This window comes from Pseudomonas sp. (genome assembly GCF_036404235.1).
GTDB lineage: Bacteria > Pseudomonadota > Gammaproteobacteria > Pseudomonadales > Pseudomonadaceae > Aquipseudomonas.
On the sequence record NZ_DASWOT010000036.1, the window covers coordinates 1 to 18,744 of the forward strand.

14 protein-coding genes are annotated in these 18,744 nt (G+C 58.4%); 9 read left to right on the forward strand and 5 right to left on the reverse strand.

Annotated features, from left to right (window positions below):
• Positions 1-469: 469 nt before the first annotated feature.
• The 4 genes from VGC62_RS04630 to VGC62_RS04645 all read right to left on the reverse strand — a co-directional run bounded on the left by VGC62_RS04630 (position 470) and on the right by VGC62_RS04645 (position 5,171).
• On the reverse strand, positions 470-1,303 hold the full coding sequence (locus tag VGC62_RS04630; RefSeq protein WP_331185891.1) for a DUF2242 domain-containing protein: 834 nt from the start codon (positions 1,301-1,303) through the stop codon (positions 470-472).
• 170 nt (positions 1,304-1,473) lie between these two features.
• Positions 1,474-2,739 carry a 3-phosphoshikimate 1-carboxyvinyltransferase gene (gene aroA / locus VGC62_RS04635; RefSeq protein ID WP_331185892.1) on the reverse strand — a complete coding sequence of 422 codons (1,266 nt, stop codon included), beginning with the start codon at positions 2,737-2,739 and terminating at the stop codon, positions 1,474-1,476.
• A gap of 320 nt (positions 2,740-3,059) precedes the next feature.
• Positions 3,060-4,133 (reverse strand): acetamidase/formamidase family protein, encoded by a 1,074-nt coding sequence (locus VGC62_RS04640; protein WP_065833046.1) that lies wholly within the window; start codon positions 4,131-4,133, stop codon positions 3,060-3,062.
• A 27-nt stretch (positions 4,134-4,160) separates the two neighbouring features.
• Positions 4,161-5,171, reverse strand: coding sequence for a PDR/VanB family oxidoreductase (locus VGC62_RS04645; protein ID WP_331185893.1), 1,011 nt, complete (start codon positions 5,169-5,171; stop codon positions 4,161-4,163).
• A 197-nt stretch (positions 5,172-5,368) separates the two neighbouring features.
• Here VGC62_RS04645 and VGC62_RS04650 point away from each other — a divergent pair, with 197 nt between their 5' ends.
• The 9 genes from VGC62_RS04650 (at position 5,369) to VGC62_RS04690 (ending at position 16,294) form a co-directional block, all read left to right on the forward strand.
• Positions 5,369-6,445 (forward strand): TauD/TfdA family dioxygenase, encoded by a 1,077-nt coding sequence (locus VGC62_RS04650; protein WP_331185894.1) that lies wholly within the window; start codon positions 5,369-5,371, stop codon positions 6,443-6,445.
• A gap of 49 nt (positions 6,446-6,494) precedes the next feature.
• Positions 6,495-7,835, forward strand: coding sequence for a porin (locus tag VGC62_RS04655; RefSeq protein ID WP_331185895.1), 1,341 nt, complete (start codon positions 6,495-6,497; stop codon positions 7,833-7,835).
• A 43-nt stretch (positions 7,836-7,878) separates the two neighbouring features.
• Positions 7,879-9,399, forward strand: coding sequence for an ABC transporter substrate-binding protein (locus VGC62_RS04660; protein ID WP_331185896.1), 1,521 nt, complete (start codon positions 7,879-7,881; stop codon positions 9,397-9,399).
• Positions 9,400-9,649: 250 nt separating this feature from the next.
• Positions 9,650-10,879 carry an aromatic ring-hydroxylating dioxygenase subunit alpha gene (locus VGC62_RS04665; RefSeq protein WP_331185897.1) on the forward strand — a complete coding sequence of 410 codons (1,230 nt, stop codon included), beginning with the start codon at positions 9,650-9,652 and terminating at the stop codon, positions 10,877-10,879.
• 87 nt (positions 10,880-10,966) lie between these two features.
• Positions 10,967-11,974 carry an ABC transporter permease gene (locus VGC62_RS04670; RefSeq protein WP_331185898.1) on the forward strand — a complete coding sequence of 336 codons (1,008 nt, stop codon included), beginning with the start codon at positions 10,967-10,969 and terminating at the stop codon, positions 11,972-11,974.
• Positions 11,971-12,852: an ABC transporter permease gene (locus VGC62_RS04675; protein WP_331185899.1), complete on the forward strand. Its 882-nt coding sequence runs from the start codon at positions 11,971-11,973 to the stop codon at positions 12,850-12,852. The genes VGC62_RS04670 and VGC62_RS04675 overlap by 4 nt, the downstream gene beginning before the upstream one ends.
• A 1-nt stretch (position 12,853) precedes the next feature.
• Positions 12,854-14,785, forward strand: a complete 1,932-nt coding sequence (locus VGC62_RS04680; RefSeq protein ID WP_331185900.1) for an ABC transporter ATP-binding protein — start codon at positions 12,854-12,856, stop codon at positions 14,783-14,785.
• The gene (gene ygiD, locus VGC62_RS04685; RefSeq protein WP_331185901.1) at positions 14,782-15,591 is read left to right on the forward strand and encodes a 4,5-DOPA dioxygenase extradiol; all 810 of its coding nucleotides are present in this window, start codon (positions 14,782-14,784) and stop codon (positions 15,589-15,591) included. Before VGC62_RS04680 ends, ygiD begins: the two co-directional genes overlap by 4 nt.
• Positions 15,592-15,670: 79 nt before the next feature.
• Complete coding sequence (locus VGC62_RS04690; RefSeq protein ID WP_331185902.1) at positions 15,671-16,294, forward strand: NADPH-dependent F420 reductase; 624 nt, start codon at positions 15,671-15,673, stop codon at positions 16,292-16,294.
• A 72-nt stretch (positions 16,295-16,366) separates the two neighbouring features.
• On the opposite strand, the gene VGC62_RS04695 is transcribed toward VGC62_RS04690, so the two are convergent.
• Positions 16,367-17,323, reverse strand: coding sequence for a helix-turn-helix domain-containing protein (locus VGC62_RS04695; protein WP_331185903.1), 957 nt, complete (start codon positions 17,321-17,323; stop codon positions 16,367-16,369).
• Positions 17,324-18,744 lie beyond the last annotated feature (1,421 nt).

The following is an 18,744-nucleotide window of genomic DNA, read 5'->3' on the forward strand; positions in this document are numbered from 1 at the left end:
CGAGATTGGCTATCCGTATTGGGATGAGTCGAATAACCCGGCGTACAAGCTGTTTTTGGGCTAACACAAGACCTGTAGGAGCCAACGTGTTGGCGAGGCGACCAACGCGCAGCAGCAATAACCCGGTGCGTGCGGCCTGCCTGTCATACCGAGTGCGCAGGTTTTACGACGGGTTCCCCGCCGGTCGCGGGACAAGCCCGACTCCTACGAACCGTCAGCGCAAATGCTGTATGGCGGTAGGAGCGCGGCTTGCCCCGCGATCTGGCGTGCAGCGGCAGTAAACCCGATGCACGCGGTCTGCCTGTCACACCCTATGCGCAGGTTTTACGACGGGTTCCCCGCCGGTCGCGGGACAAGCCCGACTCCTACATGGGGGCGGGGCCAGGACGCGCTGTAGGAGCGAACTTGTTCGCGAGGCGGAGTCTCAGTTGCCTCGCCAACACGTTGGCTCCTACAGGGTCGTGCGAAATTATTGCGCCGGGGTTGTTGGGGTGGAGGGCGCCGCCGGTTCGCTGACCGGTGCTTCAGCAGGCGCGGGCTCAGGTGTCACCGTCTCAGCCTTGAACGACTCAGGTTCACTCGGTGCCGGCATTGGCTCGCTGCTCTGTTCGGCGGTCGGTGCGGGCTCAGTGGCAGGGGTCGCCAAAGGTGCCGCAGCGGCTGGCGCTTCAACGGCGGGCTTGGGCTCGGCAATCGCAGCGGGCTTGGGCGCCTGCGCTTCTGGCATACCCAGATCAGCCTTGGGTTGCTCTTTGATATGCGCGGCTTTCTTCACTTCAGGTGGCAGGAAGTTCTCAACCAGCGCGAAGAATCGGTCATAAAATTTCGGCGAAGCCACGGTCTCACTGGCGACCTTGACCATTGAATCATCCGACGAACCAATCGGCATCGATACCGAACCCAGCACGCCAACACCCAGACTCGCCGAGTTGTTCACCTTTTTCAGTGCGTAACGGTCCTGCAAGGCGTTAGCGAACATGGTCGCGCTGGTGTCAGAGCCGCCGTCTGCCGCACACACCACATTGAAGCTGATCTCCATGTGGGTTTCGCCGGTTTGCTGGAAACTCTTGTGACCGCTGACGATCTTTGGGTCACTGCTGGTGATGATATAGCCTTGGCTCAGCAATGCCCGACGCGCCGCTTCGCATGTCGCTGAGTCAGCCACTGGATATTTGCGCGAGAACGTCCCGGCGTCGTCAAAATTTTCATGCTCGTAGACGGTCGGCTTCTTGGACGAGCAGCCTGCGGCGGCCAGCAGGGCAATCGCCCAGCATGCGGTACGAAAGCTCAGTAATTTAGACATCGAACATCCTGGAGGATACGGTCGGCAGAACTGCCGAGCAGAGGAAACGCGAGTAAGTCTGCAACATCAATGGCGCAGGATCAACGCACAGTTTGCAACCAGCACGATACACCATGACAGGCGGGGCGATGTAACAACCACCCCGGCCAATGCATGAGGCCCGCAAAGGCTCAGAGGCTGCCGCGCTCCAACCGCACACCGAGAAACTCCAGCGCATGCCAGTAACCAGGGTAGGTTTTGCCTACGCAGTCAGGGTCCTGAATGCGTACACCGGACACTTTCAGCCCGGCCAGCGCAAAGCACATGGCAATGCGATGGTCAGAATGGCTGTCGATCAATGCCTGGCTGTCGGTACCGGCCAGCCCAGGGTCAGAAGCCACCAGCAGATCATCGCCGTCAACGCTGGCCAGGCCTGGACGCACCTGATTCAGGCCGTCGTGCAGTGCTTGCACGCGATCACATTCCTTGACCCGCAGGTTTGCCAGATCGACAAAGCGCACTGGCGTTTCGTTGAAGGCCGCCAGTACCGCCAGCGTGGGAATCGCATCCTGCATCTGTGAACCATTGATCACCGCAGGCATGTGCGGGAACTGGGCGATGATTTCCATGGCCTTGGCGTCAGGCTGAGTGAACGCCTCAGCGGCAACCCCCAGATCGATTTTGCCGTGGGTCAACGCTTGGGCCGCCCATAGATAAGTGGCGGCTGACGCATCGGGCTCAATGAGGTAATCGCAGGCGCTATAACCTGTTGGCAATACTCGCCACAAGGCATCGTTCACGACTTCGACTTGAGCACCGAACTCACGCATGCAGGCGATAGTCAGGTCGATATAACCCCGAGCGCCGATGTCGTTGCCCGTCAGCGCCACCTCAATAGGCCCATCACCGCAGGCCGCCAGCATCAATAGGGCAGACACATACTGACTGGACAGGCCGCCGTCGATTTCAAACCGAGTGGCCTTGATTGAGCCGTTACCCTGAACGACCACGGGTGGACAGCCGGTGGCGCTTTCGGCGCTCAACCCGCTCTTGCGCAAGGCGTCAAGCAGCGGACCGATAGGCCGTTTTTGCATGTAGTGATCGCCATCCAGTGTCACGCGGCCATTAACCGTACACACGGCCGCTGTCAGAAAGCGCACCGCAGTCCCCGCATTGCCAAGAAACAGCGGAGCGTCCGGGACCTGCAGCTGCCCGGTGCCGGTGACGACAAAGCTGGTGTCGTCGGGCTCATCGATGGTTACACCCATCTGTCGCAACGCGTTGGACATGTGCCGGGTGTCGTCGCTTTTCAGCGCGCCGCGCAGATGGCTGGTGCCTTCGGCCAATGCGGCCAGTAGCAACGCGCGGTTGGTGATCGACTTCGAGCCTGGAGGCGACACATGCCCAGTCAAGGGTATGCCTGGCGGGGTCACAGTGATGGTTTGGTTCATGCCCATTGTCCAGCTCTCCAAAAACGAAAATCAGGCAGCGTACCGAGCCGCTATAGGAAGCCGGTAATAGTGTCATTTCTTGACGATATCTGCAGCATCGCATTGTGCGTAGCGAGTGACGCCACAAATTGCAGGCACAAAAAAACGACCTGGGTCGTTTTTTCATGAAGAACCGGGCGATGGCCGAGAAGCTCACCGAATGGTTCGGATGGGTCTCGTTGATCACCCCGGCATAGAGCGCCACCAAAGTGCCTTGCGTCCAGATACGTTCAACCCGTTTGGATAAATGCCGATGAACGTACAGACCTGTGTTGGCTTACTGTTGATCAGTACTGCGAAGGAAACACCCCGCGTGGCATGCGGATGTGTGCGCCCTGGCGGGTGTCGACGACCTGGGTAATCCCCATGTCCCCGGCGACGCTCATCAGTGAATAGGCATCGTTGCGCGACAGCCCCTGATGCTCCGTGAGGAACGTAAGCATATCCAGCGAGGCGTTGCGTACGGCTTTGTTCAGGTCCTCGTCGAAGCCGTGGACGATCCAGCAATCCTGGGTTTCCAACAGCGGTGACGGGAAAAAGAAATCCTTACGCAAAATAACCTGGAACATCACGTTCAGTGAGGACTCGATAGCCGTACCACTGACCTCACCATCGCCCTGAGATACATGAGGATCGCCGATTGAAAACAGAGCACCGTCGACGGCGACCGGGTAATACATGGTCGCACCGGCACCGATGCGCCAGTTGTCGATATTGCCACCGTGCAGCCCAGGTGGAATGGTACTGACCCGACCCCGGACATCCGGCGCCACGCCTGCGGTGCCCAGGTGCGGACGGATCGGGATGCGTACGCCCTCAAGGGTCGTTTGGCGCTCGCAGTGCGCGCAGCGGGTGACACGCCCAGGCGTGAGGTATTTTTCTTTCACATCGTAGGCGTACAGCGCCCGGGCGTTATGGGAGTTGGGGTCCAGCTCATAAATGGTGACACGCTCGGTCTCGTCAAACTCCTTGTACAGATAGCCCCAGTTGGCTGCGAGGTTGGAGCCATAGTTGTTGCGCGGCGTCATCGACAAGTAGCGCACTTCCAGCATGTCTCCAGGCTTTGCACCTTCGACCCAGATCGGGCCGGTCATGATGTGTACGCCCGGGTTGCGGTCTTCTTCGGGGATCTCGTTGAACAGCCGCCAAATGGTCTCGTCCATCATCAGCTCCGGCGCATCGCCGGCATGGTGGGTAATGGCCTCGGCCTGGATGATATCGCCGCTTTTCACTTTGATCGCAGGCGCCAGCGCTGGGTCGAAATACCCCCAGTGAACGTTCTCAGGCGTTGCCCGAAGTGTGTGCAAAGCGCCAGGTGTCGGATGAGTGCGTCCTGCTGAGAGTGGGGTTTTGACGAGCATGGCGGAACCTCGCGAAGGAGTGGGCGGTTAGAGATCGAGCAGCAGTTTTGCGCCCCGTGCGCGGGAGCAGCAGGGGGTGAATTGCGTGCCTTGAGCGTGTTCTTGCGGTGTGTAGAAGTAGTCACGGTGATCCACCTCCCCGGCAATGACCCCGGTGCGGCATGCGCCACACACACCGGAGCCGCAGGAGACATTGAGATAGATCCCATTTCGTTGCAGCGCGTCAGCGACGGTTTCTTCGGCGCCAACGGTGATGCACTGCCCGGTGGACTGGATTTGCACCTCAAAAGGCACGTCACCTTGCTGCGGTATTGGTGGCGCACCGTGGAAATGTTCGAAATGAATATGGTCGTCGGCCCAACCTTTGGCTCGCGCCGTCGCGCACACGTCATCGATCAGGGAAGCAGGACCGCAAACGTACAAGTGCCGGCCCAAAGTCGCTGCCGGGATGACCTGTTGCAATTGCATTCTTTTGCCGTCGTTCAAGTCAGGAGCATAAAGTCGCGTGGCGTCCTTCAACCGCTCGCCCACCAGCGGCAGGAACGCCATGCGATGGCTGGCGCGCCCGGCGTAATGCAATTCGAAAGGACGCCCGTTAGCCTGGCATTCCAGCGCCATGGCGAGCATCGGTGTAATGCCAATTCCGGCGGCAATCAGTAACGGATGAGGATCATCGGCGTTCAGCGCAAAGTGGTTGAACGGACCGCTGACTTGCACCACGTCGCCTACGTGCAATGACTCGCAGATCTGTCGCGAGCCCCCGCGGCCATCCGCCTCCAGACGCACGGCAATGCGATAGCAATCACGATCGTCAGGCCCATTGCACAACGAGTACTGGCGTATGCCCACGGGCATATGCAACGCGATGTGGGCACCTGCACTGAAGTCCACCATGGGCCGCCCGTCGAGCGATACAAGTTCGAACAGGGTGACGCCTTCTGCAGCCTGTTCGCGCTTGATGACCTGCGCCGCCCAGACCTGATCCATCTCGGCGGGATCGGATTCGGCCTGACTCTGTATGGAAATTGAAGCGTTCACGTTGCGCTGCCTCACCGATCACTGAAGCCGTCAGTTTAGGCAGCCAGGCCTGGATTTCTTGGACGCACGCGCACGAGAAGTTGGACGCCTGCCCAAGAGCAGCCAAGGTTTCATGCGTTCCCGGACAAGAACCGTTACAGGTCTGCTGAGACACTTTCCAGACACGGAAACTCTCGAGCAGCAGGGGCAAAACGGCAATGGCAACAGCGATTGATATGGAACCGGTGAGGACTTCGGCGGCATGGCGCGGCGATGAGCTGATCAAGCGAGGAGACTGGATCTATCGACTCAGCGACGCACAGATCAAGGAGCTTGAGCACCTGGGGGCGCAGTTGGTTGTCGATGACCCGGATCTGCGCAGGGTCGAGCCTGAGGACTACCCCCTGCTCGAATGCCATGACGCTATCGAAGAATGGAAGCAGCGCATGGACATCGGCCACGGCTTTGTCCTGGTACGTGGTTTGCGCACCCAGCTGTATTCGGATGCGCTGAGCGCCGCCATCTATTACATCCTCGGTCTGCACCTGGGCGAACCGATGCGCCAGAACGAACAGGGCGATCTGATCGACCATATCTACGCCACATCCGACAAGAAGCTGGAAGATCCCAGCGCCCTGTCAAAATCGATACGCGACAAACTGCCCTTCCACTCCGACAGCTCCGACGTGGTTGGCTTGATGTGCCTGAGGCCATCGAAGGAAGGTGGCGCGTCGTGCCTGGTATCCGGTGCGCAGATCTATAACGAGATCCTGCTGCGCCGCCCCGATCTCGCGCCGCTGTTATTGGAACCCTTCCATTGGGACTGGCTGCGTCAGGACCCGGCCGCCCCGGCGAACACCTACACCTCGCCGATCATCAGCATCGTCGACGGTGTATTCAGCATGTACGCCGGATCGCTGTACATCCTGACGGCACAGGACTATCCCGAGGTCCCGCGCCTTACCCCGCAACAGCACGAAATCCTCAAGCTTTTCGAGGACATCACGTACGAACCCGGTATGGCCATCGAAATGGACTTTCGCCCTGGCGACATCCAATGGCTGTCCAACTATGCCGCGCTGCACTCACGTACCGAATTCACCGATTTTGCTGAACCGCAACGGCGTCGACACCTGCTGCGGCTTTGGCTACACCGTCGCGAGCAACGCCCGATAACAGCGGGCTTTGGAAAAAGTGTGGTGCAAAACCGCACGTCGCACCGGGATATCGAGGCAGACGATTCGAAAGGCAACTTCCGGATATTCAATGCTGCGGTGCCCCGAATCATTGCATGACCCACTGCTTATTCCATCAAACCAACTATGAGAAATGGGAAAGATTGCCATGCGACGTAATACGTATTCGACGCTAGCGTTAGTGTGTTCCATGTGTGTGTTGTCCGAGTCTGCGTTTGCTTACGGGGCTGAGGATCAGCAACTGAGCCCCGAGGCCGAGGCGCGTATTCGGGCAATCGTCGAAAAGGTCGTCCGGGACACCCTGGCCAAGCAGCAACAGACAGCCAGCGCACAGGCGCCGGTCAACAACGACACCAAAGAAGCGATCCGTGGCATCGTCAAGGAAGAAGTGACCCAGGCCAAGGCCCAGGCCGCCACACGGGATAGCAGCCATACGGCGGACATCATCAACGAGGTCACCGAGAAGGTGAAACTGTATGGGGTGCTCGATTATGGCTTGACCTACGTGAGCAACGAAGGTGGCAGCAGCAAAACCGGCGAGCGAGATGGCGTCAACTGGGGCAACCGCCTGGGTCTCACCGGCTCGCAGGATCTGGACTGGGGGCTCAAGGCGGTCTTCACCATTGAGCACGGTTTCAACCTCAGCGATGGCACGACTTCACAGTACGGCACTACTTGGGGGCGACAGGCCTACGCCGGGCTTGAAAACAAGTGGGGACGGCTGACCTTCGGGCGTCAGTACGATTTCGTCTATGACTACATGAACCAGCTGAATATCGGCGGCTATGCCACCACCTACGCCGGTCACCATGGCGACTTCGACCGCATTTCCGGTTGGCGCGTGGACCGCTCGATCAAGTTCCAGAGCGCGACGTTCGACGGGTTCAAGTTTGGCATCATGTATGCAACGGATGATGCGGCCTACCCAGGTCAGGCCTCAGGTAACAAGGAGACTCTGAGCCTGGGCGCCAGCTACTTTGCCGGCCCCTGGAGCCTGGCCGCAGCCTATGTTCGCATCGACAACAACGACATCTACCCAGACCTGCAGATCGGTGTCAGCGAGTTGCTCGGCCAGAAATTGACCTTTGATGGCAGCGCTTTGATCGTCAACCAGGAAACCGCGATAGTCGGTGGCCATTACCAACTGGGCAAATTCACCTTGGTGGGCAACACCTCGCAAACCACGTTCAAGCGCGATGGAGAGAAGGACACTCAGCACGTCTATGAAATTGGCGGCTACTACCCGGTCGCAGAAAAAACCACGGCAATTGTCGGCTATCAATACTCGACACTAGCGAACGACGATTGGAATCAATACACCGTGGGTGTCAAACGCGATCTTTCCGAAAAGACCTGGCTCTACGCCTCCTACTCCTGGATGAAAGCCTCAGACGGGGTGAGGGCCAACCAGGGCGCGGGCTGGTATCTGGATAACTCCAGCGACAACCGTCAGGACACTGCGCGGCTAGGCATGGTGTACACATTCTAAACAGCACCCGGTTCTGAACAGACCTTTTCAGAGGAATACGACAGTGCACCGAAGAACATTGTTAAAAGCTGTACCGATCAGCGCTGTAGCCCTGTTATTGGCCCAGGTGGGCCTCAAGCCTGCGATGGCCGCCGGTCGCAATGTGTCCTTGGCGTTCCCGTTTGACGTCACCAGTTGGGACCCGACCGCGCGCATCATTCCCCACGCGACATCGCTGTACAAATGCGTGTTTGATCAACCCCTCGAATACGGCCCCGACAACCAGTTGAACGCAGGCGTCATCACCGCTTACAAGTGGCAGAGTGACGGCCTTGAGTTGGTGCTGGATTTTCGTGATGACGTGTACTTTCACAATGGCGACAAGCTGACATCGGAAGACTTCAAATACACCTTCCTTGACCGGCCAAAAGCCGACAACACCCTGCAACTGGGTTACATCTGGAACACCATCGAAAGCATCCAGACGCCCACTCCCACTCAGGCGGTGGTCCGCTTTACCAAACCATTCGTGACGGCGCCACAGTACCTGGGGTTTGCCGGTTCATTCATTTTGCCGAAGAAATACATCAGCGCAGTCGGCATGGACGCGTTCCTGGCCAAACCGATAGGTTCAGGCCCCTACAAACTGGTGGATTACCAACGCAATAGCCGCATCGTGCTGCAGGCTTTCGATCGGTATTGGGGCGGCAAACCCGAGCTGGAAAACGTCACTATCCAGATCATCCCCAATCCGACCTCTCGTGCATCCGCCACGCAGTCCGGCCAGGTGGATTTCAGCTTTGCGCTGCCTATCCGCGAAGCCTTGCGCCTGGGCAAGCTGCCGAGTATCAGCAGCGCGCTGACCGTGACGGTGGACACTTACCTGATCCACATGCTCAACAAACCGCCTCTGGATGACATCAACCTGCGCCTGGCGATGCACCATGCCATTGACAAAAAAGCCCTGGCGCAAGCACTGCTCAACGACCTTCCCGAACCACTTTCAAGCCCTTCTCCACCTGGCACGCCGGGCTATGAAGCCGCTTTCAACTTCCCTTACGACCTGTCCAAGGCGCGGGAGTATCTGACCAAAGCCGGGTACAGCGAAAGCAAGCCAGCGCGCTTCAAGTTCTTCGCCACCAACGGCGTACATCCGGTGGACAACCAGATGGCCCGCGCGATTGTGCAGATGTGGAGCAAGGTCGGCATCCAGGCAGAACTGGAAACCATCGACATGGGCGTGTACTTCCAGTCGGTGGCGGCGGGAACACTGCAAGGGCCGACATTGTGGTTCTGGAACAACTCCACTGCCGACCCCGAACTGTACGCAGGCAGTTATCTAAATGCAGACACTGCATTTTCGGTCTGGCGCAGCCAGGATGTGATGGAGAAGCTTTCCCCACTGTTGGTGGAGCGCGACTACGACAAGCGGATAGAACAATACAAAGCGTTCAACCGCTGGGTCGTTGAACAGGGTTACAGCCTGCCGCTGCTACAGGGCGTTTCGAGCGTAGCCCATGCCAAAACACTGCATTACAAGGCCTATCAGAACGGCTGGATACTGCCGTCACACTGGAATGCCTGACGCCTCTAGGCCCTGATATCAGGGCCTTTTTTTGCGCGCCAAAACCCTGCCCATCGCAAAGATCAGTGCTGTAGCACCTTTATGGCGTGCATCCGGTGGATGCAAGTACGCCCGCTGCGCGTGCTGGCAGCTCATCGCGGGAATGCGCATTAAGGCCTAACTCCGTGCGCATCAGTTCAAGTGGGGAAACAGGGCGCTGGATAGACTTCTCTCATAGGCGAAAACCACCCCAAGTCACAGCGAGAATGCAATGTCCATATTCAAGTCAGACGAGTTCTTCAACAGTCTCACCAGTTCGGCAGGCGACGTCAGCCAGTCCAATACGCTGCCGCCGATGTGCTACACCGATGCCGAGTTCTACGCGTTTGAAAAAGAAGCGCTGTTCAATCACGAATGGCTCTGCCTGGGGCGTCAAGAGTGGGTCGCCAATGCAGGCGATTACTTCACCACCACCATCATCGGCGAGCCGCTGATAATCGCCCGCAATCGAGAGGGGCAAATCAAGGCCATGTCCGCTGTCTGCCAGCACCGCGCGATGCTGGTCGCCGAGGGCAAGGGCAACACCAACGCATTCCTCTGCCCCTATCACCACTGGGCCTACAACCTCAATGGAGAGTTGATCGGCGCGCCAGAAATGCAAAAGACCGAAAACTTCCAGCGCAAGGATTTTTGCCTGCCCACGATGAAGGTCGAGCTGTGGCAAGGATTCATCTTCGTCAACTTCGACCTCAACGCCCCGCCACTTGGCCCGCGTCTGCTGGCGGTGGACGAAGTGCTGAAGAACTATGACCTGCAAAACGCCGAGGGGCCGCGGCCGGACGAGGGACCACGCTATTCGTGGAACTGGAAAGTCATGATGGAAAACAATAACGACGGCTACCACGCCAACCGTCTGCATCAGGGACCGCTGCACGATTTCGCACCGAGCGCCCTGGCGCGCTTCCCCGACGATCTGCCTGCCGATACCGCCGGTTATTACCGCACCAACGGCACCCTGCACGCGGACGCCGGCTTCAACCCGACGCAAAAGGCGGTGCTGCCAGTCTTCCCGCAACTGACCGAGGAAGAACGCAATCGCTTCCTGTTCGTCAACCTGCCGCCCACGCTTTCTCTGGTCTTGACCAGCGATCTGGTGATTTACCTGATCCTGCGTGCCGACGGCCCCGAGACCCACTTCAACGATACCGGTGTGCTTTGCGCTCCAGACGCCATGAAAAATCCGGCGTTCCCGCACCTGCTAGACATGATCAACAACGCCACCACGGAAATCATCGCCCAAGACTTGCATGTAGATGAGCTGGTTCAACAGGGCTTGCGTTCGCGCTTCGCCGTAAGGGGCCGGTATTCATGGCAAGAGCAGGCGCAGAGCGACTTCAACAAATGGGCAGTATCGCGTTACCAGAACACTTGGCAACGCCTCAAGCCCGAAGTCGCGCCAGCCCTGATTGCGCTTCAGGAACTGCCTAACACTCCCGCTTGATTTGCCTTCTGGGATAAGACACCGATGAGCGCAACTACTTCATCTGCAACCGATATCGCAGCACATCTTGTATCACGGCCCGGCCGCATGATCTGGCTGGTGCTCCGGCAGGCGCTATGGCGCTTGCCGATGCTGGTGCTCATTTCGTTGATCGTTTTCTCGATTTTGCGAGGCATCCCGATCAACCCGGTGAACATGCTCATGCCACCGGGTGCCTCCGCCGAAGATATAGCCCGGTTGTCCCACCAACTGGGCCTGGATCGTCCCGTGATCGTGCAGTTTCTGTTCTGGCTGCTCGGCGCGGTGCACGGTGACTTCGGCACCTCGATCCAGACCGGCACGCCAGTGCTGCCCATGGTCCTGCAAGCGCTGCCGACAACCCTGCAATTGCTGGCATTCGGATTTGTAATCGGCTTGACCCTCGGACTGGGCAGCGGCCTGCTGAGCTTTCGCTTGCGCGGTACCCGCTATGAACACGCAATCATGGCGCTCAACGGCATCATGATCGCTATCCCCGATTACCTGTGGGCGATCATCCTGATCGTAACCGTCGGGGTCACCCTTCAATGGCTGCCGTTCGTTGGCGCGATAGACCCTGGACTGCAAGCCCCTCACGTCAGCGGCTTTTCACTCATTGACAGCCTGCTCGATGGCAACTTCAGCGCCTTCGCCAGCGTCATCAGCCATCTGACCCTGCCCGCCTTGACCCTGGGACTGTGCATCGCGACGCCTATCGCCCGAATGATGCATTCGAGCCTGATCGAGGTGTACCACGAAGACTACATCCACGCCGCCCGCCTGCGCGGCATTGGCGAATCCGCGCTGCTGGTACGTCACGCCCTGCGTAACGCCGCGCTGCCCACGATCAGCCTGATCGGTGTGCAGGCCAGCGTGGTGATCGGCGGCACGCTGTTGATCGAATCGATATTCGGCCTGCCCGGCATCGGCGCAATGATGCTGCGCGCGCTGGGGGCCTACGACCTGCAAACCATCCAGGCATTGGCACTGACCTACGCCGTCACAGTGCAGGTGGTCAACATGCTGACCGAATTCGCCTTGCATCAACTCAACCCAAGACTGCGGAGCCAGGCATGAATTTCCGACTCGCTCCTTCATCACTGTGGTACCGGGCGCTGCGTGAACGCAGCTTCTGTATCGGTGCTGGCTTCATGCTGCTATTGGCGTTGCTGGCCTTGTTCGCGCCGTTCCTGGCACCCCACGCGCCAAACGAGCAGGATCTGGCAGGGGTTCTGCTGCCGCCCTTCTGGGTGGACGGCGGCACACTGAATTATCCGCTCGGCACTGACGGTCTTGGCCAATGCGTATTGTCGCGTCTGCTGTATGGCGCTCGCGTGGTCATCACTATCGCCATTGCAGCACCGATCGGCGCGGCGGCGCTTGGCTGTACCCTCGCTTTGCTGGCCGGTTATCAAGGCGGCTGGCTGGACTGGTTGGTCAATCGGTTCGTCGATCTATGGCTGTCATTCCCCGCAGTATTGCTGGCCTTGATTCTGATGGTTGCGCTGTCACCGGGCCTGCAAAACGTGATCCTGGCCATCGTGTTCGTCGACTGGGCTCGCTTTTGTCGAGTGATACGGGCCGAGGTCCTGGTTATTCGGCGCCGCGAATACGTGGCGGCAGCACGCATCAGCGGCGCCAATACGCTGGGTATTATCTGGCGCGAAGTGATGCCCGGCATCGTCCCGACGCTGATCGCCCTGATGGCGCTGGAAGTCAGTATTGCGGTGGTCGCCGAAAGCATCCTCTCGTTCGCCGGCATGTCGGTGGGCTCGCAGACACCGACATGGGGGGCGATGATCAGCGACGGCCTAAACAGCATGTACTCCTCGCCCTACCCGCTGCTGCTCCCCGTGTTCTGCATGATTCTGACCGTACTGGCAGCGACCTTCCTCGGCCAGGGGCTGCGCCAGGCCACCGATGTTCGAATGCTTGAACGCAACGGAGCCGCCTGAGATGACCCTTTCCCTTATGTCCGCACAACCGCTGGCCAACCCCAACCCGAGCCCCTTCACGCCGCCGCAAAAATCATCGCTGCTGCTCCAAGTGCAACACTTGAACGTCACCGCGCAAACACCGCAAGGGCCCAGCCTGGTGTTGCGCGATCTCAGCTTTGACTTGCGGCCTGGGCGTACCCTTGGGCTGGTGGGCGAGTCGGGTGCCGGCAAGAGCATGATCGGGCGAATCCTGTCGCGTCAGTTGCCGGGCGGATTTGAAGTCAGTTCGGGAAGCCTGCGTTTCGACGGTGAAGATTTACTGGCAGCCTCTTCGACAATCCATCGCCAGTGGCTGGGGACCCGCATTGCGTTCATCCCGCAGGAACCGATGACGGCACTCAATCCGGTGTTGACCATCGGCCATCAGTTGACCGAGCACCTGTTACGTATTGGCGTGCCAGCGCAGGAGTGCCGCGAGCGAGCGATCAAGGCGCTGGAGGAGGTTCGCCTGCCCCGCGCCGCATCTCTGTTAGGCAAGTACGCCTTCGAACTCTCTGGCGGCATGTGCCAAAGGGTGATGATTGCCATGGCGTTCGCCAGCCTGCCAGACCTGGTGATCAGCGATGAAGCCACCACCGCGCTGGATGTGAGCAGCCAGGCGCATGTCGTCAAACTGCTGCGCAATCTTCAGGAGCGCCATGGTACGGCGGTGTTGTTCGTCACCCACGACATGGGCCTCGCCACTCATGCGTGCGACGAGGTGGCAGTTCTCTATGCTGGCGAAATCATGGAAAGCGGACCCGCCAAACACCTGTTCTCCTCGACCCTGCACCCCTACACCCAAGCCTTGCGCCAAGCCATTCCGAACCTGACCGGGCCGCTGCATACACTGCGCGCGCTCAATGGACAGATGCCCAGCGTCGAAGACTTTACCCACCTCCAGGGTTGCCGTTTCGCGACCCGTTGCGAGCATGCCCAGCAAGCTTGCCATCAGCAGCAACCGTCATTGGACTGGGTGGACGATGAACATCGCGTGCGCTGTCTACGCTGGTCGCAAATCAAACCTCAAGCCCAACGGCAAGACACCACCGATACCCATATGAGCGGACAGGCCATGAGCTCACTGACCAGCCTGCGTATCAGCGGCCTGAGCAAAACCTGGCCAGGTAATCGCTCACTCTTCAATCGGCAACCCGACGTCCAGGTGCTCCAACCACTGGATTTGACGGTAGCACCGGGAGAGTTCATCGGGATTGTCGGCGAGAGCGGCAGTGGCAAATCGACGCTGGCACGGCTGATCATGGGATTGGAACGCCCCACCGGCGGCAGCATTGTGCTCAACGAGCGGATGCTGATCGACGAGCCACAGGATTGGAAGCGCCGGGTCTCGTCCATTCAGATGATTTTCCAGGATGCGCGCGCGGCGCTGAACCCTAGGCGGCGTGTCGGCCAGTTGCTGACCCAGGCCATGGAATCACGCAGTCATTTGCACACCGAGCGCACCCTGCGCGCCCAGGAACTGGCCCGTGACGTTGGCCTGGCCACGTCGGCGGTCGAGCGATTTCCGTCGCAACTGTCGGGCGGTCAACGCCAGCGGGTCAACATCGGACGCAGCCTGTGCGATATGCCACAGATCCTCATCGCCGACGAAATCGTTTCCGGTCTCGATGTCTCGGTTCAGGCGCAGATCATGAACCTGCTGTTGGAGCTGCGTCGCGAACACAAGTTCTCGCTGCTGTTGATTTCCCACGACCTGGGGGTCGTGCGTTACCTGTGCAGCAAGATTCTGGTTCTGCACCAGGGCCAGGTCGTGGAAAGCGGAGATACCGAACAAGTGCTTTCGGCCCCCCAGCATCCCTACACCCGAGCCCTTATCGCTGCAGTCCCTCCTACAGACCCAAGTGCTGTCTGGCCACCCACATTTCATCCCCTGACTGAAGAATCAGCATGACCACTACCCTTCCCTCGACCCGACTGCCGACCTTGTTCATCGGCCACGGCACGCCGATGAACGCACTGGAGCGCAACGAGTTCAGCGAAAGCTGGGCTGCCCTTGGCAAATGCATTGGCAAGCCAAAAGCGATTTTAATGGTTTCCGCTCACTGGATGACCCGTGGTGTCGCCGTTACCGCAATGGCACGTCCGCGCACCATTCACGACTTCGGCGCGTTCCCCCAGGCGTTGTTCGACAAACGCTACCCCGCACCGGGAGCGCCTGAACTGGCGAAGCGAATAGAAGCGCTGCTGAACCCGCTTCCAGTAACACTGGATCGCAATTGGGGTTTCGATCACGGGGCCTGGTCTGTTCTGGTTCATCTGTACCCAGAGGCGGATGTACCCGTCCTGCAACTGAGTATGGAAAGCAGCCAGCCACCGTCCTTTCACTATGAGCTGGGCGCTCGCCTGCAAAGGTTAAGGGATGAAGGCGTGCTCATCATCGGCAGCGGTAACGTCGTGCATAACTTGTCGATGATTAACTTCGCCAAGACCGAAAGCGGTTTCGATTGGGCTGTCCGCTTTCAGGATCGCGTACGGAAAATCATCACGTCGGGCGATGACCGGACGCTCACCGATTTCCCGAACATGGGCGCCGACGCGGCGCGGTCCATTCCCAGCGCCGATCACTTCTTGCCATTGCTGTATGTCCTGGGCGCCCGCGACATGCACGACGACGCAGTGGAGTTCATAACCCCACATTGCATCTTTGGCTCGCTGAGCATGATGAGCATCGCGTTATGGCCCTCCGCGCGGCCATGACAACTGAGCAGCAACCAGAAGGCTCGCCGCACGCAGGCCTTCTCTCTTCTGAAACACTCCGATAAAAGGCTTGAACTACATGAAAATCAGCATCTTTGGCTACGGCAACATCGGCTCCGCCCTGACCAAGCAATTGACCAAGGCAGGCCATGAAGTCGTCCTGAGTGGACGTAATCTGGACAAGGCAGGACAAGTAGCCTCGCAGTATGGCGCAACCGTTCTGCCCATCGCGCAAGCCGCAGTGGCCAGCGACCTGCTGGTGATGGCCGTCTACTTTGACGGGGTAAAAGACATCGTCGATGCAGCGGGTGATCTGAGCGGCAAGATTATCATCGACCCCACCAACCCACTGACGGCCGACTATATGGGCCTGACTATCGGCTACAGCACTTCAGCCGCCGAAGAAATTGCCAAGCTTGTTCCACAGTCCAAGGTGGTCAAAGCGTTCAACACGTTGTTCGCTCAAGTGATCGATCAGGGTGCCGACTTCGCTGGCACCCCAGCCAGCGGCTTCATTGCCGGCGACGATGCTGCAGCCAAGCAGACTGTCAGCGAGTTGCTGAGCAGCCTGGGCTATGCCGTGGTCGACGCAGGCGGCCTGAAAAACGCTCGTTATCTGGAGCCGTTGGCCGGCCTGAACATCTACCTGGGCTATGGCGCCGGCAAGGGAACTCAGATCGCACCGACCTGGCTCTCTCGCTGATAAATCGGCGAACCGGCCAGCCCAGGGTCTGTTGCCGTTTCGTTGTGAGCCGCAACGAAATGGCAACAGAACCTAAGCGCTGGCCAGTTCGCTTTTCTGACGTCGGTATTCGCGTGGGGCTACCCCAAACGTATTGCGAAAAACCCGGCTGAAATGCGCCGCATCGTTAAAACCCCAACGAAAGCAAATGTCCGATACCGAAAGGTGTCGGTATTCAGGATTGCCCAGCTCGCAACGACAGCGCTCAAGACGTCGCACGCGAACGTAACTGACGAAGCTGCTCCCCGACGCTTCGAATAATTTCTGTACATACCTCGGTGATACATGATGCTCGCTGGCAACGCGTCCCAAGGAGAGATCGGGATCAGCCAGATGAACGTCGATACCCTGACAAATTCGCTTGAAATGCAGCATTTTTGCCGTACCGCCAAAGTCCTGAACCCGGCCCTGTTGAATCAGGTTCATTACCAGGAACTCAGCCAGTGCAATCTCCACAGGTCGAAGTGTGGAGGGGTCGATACTTTCGATATTTTCACTCACGGACTGAAGCATATTGGCAAAGATACGGTTCACGCCGGTTTCGCAGGAGAGATACCCCACATCAATCAACGTCGGGTTCAACACCCTCGAATGCACCAGATCCGGCGGAATTTTCACATACAGCATCTTGAAATCGGATTCGGCAGTCAGTGACATATCCAGCCCCGTTGGCGCATATATGATGTCGCCCTCGCGAGCAGGTAAGTTCAACCCCTTGTAGCGCAATGAAAATACACCCTCGATCACCAAAGCCAACCAAATTGTATAAGGCTGATCGGCTGACTTCCCGGCAATTTCCAGTGGTGTGCCAAACACTCTGGCGAACTCCACTCCTTGGGGTGTAGACACGCAATAGACATTACCTCGAAAGCGGTCTGCGCCATCACTGTAAGTACAACCGGGCATATAGAGCTTATCCATTGCCCGCTGCCATATCTTTGCACGCTCTACAATAGGGCAGTTTTCAGTTGAAACTTTCCAGGCTTCCACTTTTAACTCTCCTCACGTAATGATTGCACATGTTCTATTGAGTCGTCGCAGCGTATATCGTCAGTGCCCGAAGTACTTTATGACCATCCGTGAGGTGCAAGTTTTAATAACTATCCATTCTTCAGAAGCCTGTGCAATTACTCTGTAGTTACGAATGGAATATAACAATTAGAAGATCGTATCCCTCAACTTTAAACTTTCCTAGTGAAGTGGACAGCAAACCTTGTGCCAGTTTTTGCTATCCCATCTTAGGAGCAAAGCCCTGATAGGTCGCAAAGCCCGCAAAGGTCTAATGACTCAGTGCTGGCGGCGATTGGGCCCATAAATGCGATGTTTTTCACCTATCAGCGAACACGGTCATCGCAGCGTCATCGCACGCAGGGAGGTTCTTGCTTGGTGCAGACATCGCTCGGGTGATCGTATATGGACCAACAAGGAGGTACCCGTTCAGGGTGCTTGCTGCGCAATTGCCTTTAAGCAGACTCTGTTTTACTTCCCAAAAACCCAGTTCTATTTCCCAGCGCTCGTCGTAATGGCCCGTGACTTCGTTGGCCGGATACCGCTTCACGCCAGCTAATGATCGATCACCTCGTACTTAATTCCTTTACGGGCTCGCATTAACCAATGCCGCTGTGAACTGCGCCCCCATCCATCGCGGCGCGCTATTGATGGATGTCTTCAATGCAGCGGTCGTTCATGGGTTGGGGCTGAGCGCACTGTAGGAGTGAACGTGTTCGCGAAGCGGTGTTTCAGGCGCACCGCGTTAGACGCCTCGCCAACAAGTTGGCTCCTACAGGTTGAACTGCGCCCCATCCATCGCGGCGCGCATTGATGGATGTCTTCAATGCAGCGGTCGATCATGGGGGCTGAGCCAGAGCGCACTGTAGGAGCGAACTTGTTCGCGAGGCGGTATCTCAAACGCACCGCGTTGCTCGCCTCGCCAACAAGTTGGCTCCTACAGATTGAACTGCGCCCCATCCATCGCGGCGCGCCATTGATGGATGTCTTCAATGCAGCGGTCGTTCATGGGCTGGAGAGCGCACTGTAGGAGCGAACTTGTTCGCGAGGCGGTGTCTCAGGCGCACCGCATTGCTCGCCTCGCCAACAAGTTGGCTCCTACAGATTGAACTGCCCCCCCATCCATCGCGGCGCGCCATTGATGGATGTCTTCAATGCAGCGGTCGTTCATGGGGGCTGGGCCAGAGCGCACTGTAGGAGTGAACTTGTTCGCGAGGCGGTGCCCCTGGCGCACCGCGTTGTTCGCCTCGCCAACAAGTTGGCTCCTACAGGTTGAACTGCGCCCCATCCATCGCGGCGCGCCATTGATGGATGTCTTCAATGCAGCGGTCGATCATGGGGGCTGAGCCAGAGCGCACTGTAGGAGTGAACTTGTTCGCGAAGCGGTGTTTCAGGCGCACCGC

What these genes read in the sequence shown, in the direction of transcription:
- VGC62_RS04630 (WP_331185891.1), bottom strand. Translation starts at nt 1,303, where the DNA reads ATGTCTAAATTACTGAGCTTTCGTACCGCATGCTGGGCGATTGCCCTG.
- aroA (WP_331185892.1), bottom strand. Translation starts at nt 2,739, where the DNA reads ATGGGCATGAACCAAACCATCACTGTGACCCCGCCAGGCATACCCTTG.
- VGC62_RS04640 (WP_065833046.1), bottom strand. Translation starts at nt 4,133, where the DNA reads ATGCTCGTCAAAACCCCACTCTCAGCAGGACGCACTCATCCGACACCT.
- VGC62_RS04650 (WP_331185894.1), top strand. Translation starts at nt 5,369, where the DNA reads ATGGCAACAGCGATTGATATGGAACCGGTGAGGACTTCGGCGGCATGG.
- VGC62_RS04655 (WP_331185895.1), top strand. Translation starts at nt 6,495, where the DNA reads ATGCGACGTAATACGTATTCGACGCTAGCGTTAGTGTGTTCCATGTGT.
- VGC62_RS04665 (WP_331185897.1), top strand. Translation starts at nt 9,650, where the DNA reads ATGTCCATATTCAAGTCAGACGAGTTCTTCAACAGTCTCACCAGTTCG.
- VGC62_RS04670 (WP_331185898.1), top strand. Translation starts at nt 10,967, where the DNA reads ATGATCTGGCTGGTGCTCCGGCAGGCGCTATGGCGCTTGCCGATGCTG.
- VGC62_RS04675 (WP_331185899.1), top strand. Translation starts at nt 11,971, where the DNA reads ATGAATTTCCGACTCGCTCCTTCATCACTGTGGTACCGGGCGCTGCGT.
- VGC62_RS04680 (WP_331185900.1), top strand. Translation starts at nt 12,854, where the DNA reads ATGACCCTTTCCCTTATGTCCGCACAACCGCTGGCCAACCCCAACCCG.
- ygiD (WP_331185901.1), top strand. Translation starts at nt 14,782, where the DNA reads ATGACCACTACCCTTCCCTCGACCCGACTGCCGACCTTGTTCATCGGC.
- VGC62_RS04690 (WP_331185902.1), top strand. Translation starts at nt 15,671, where the DNA reads ATGAAAATCAGCATCTTTGGCTACGGCAACATCGGCTCCGCCCTGACC.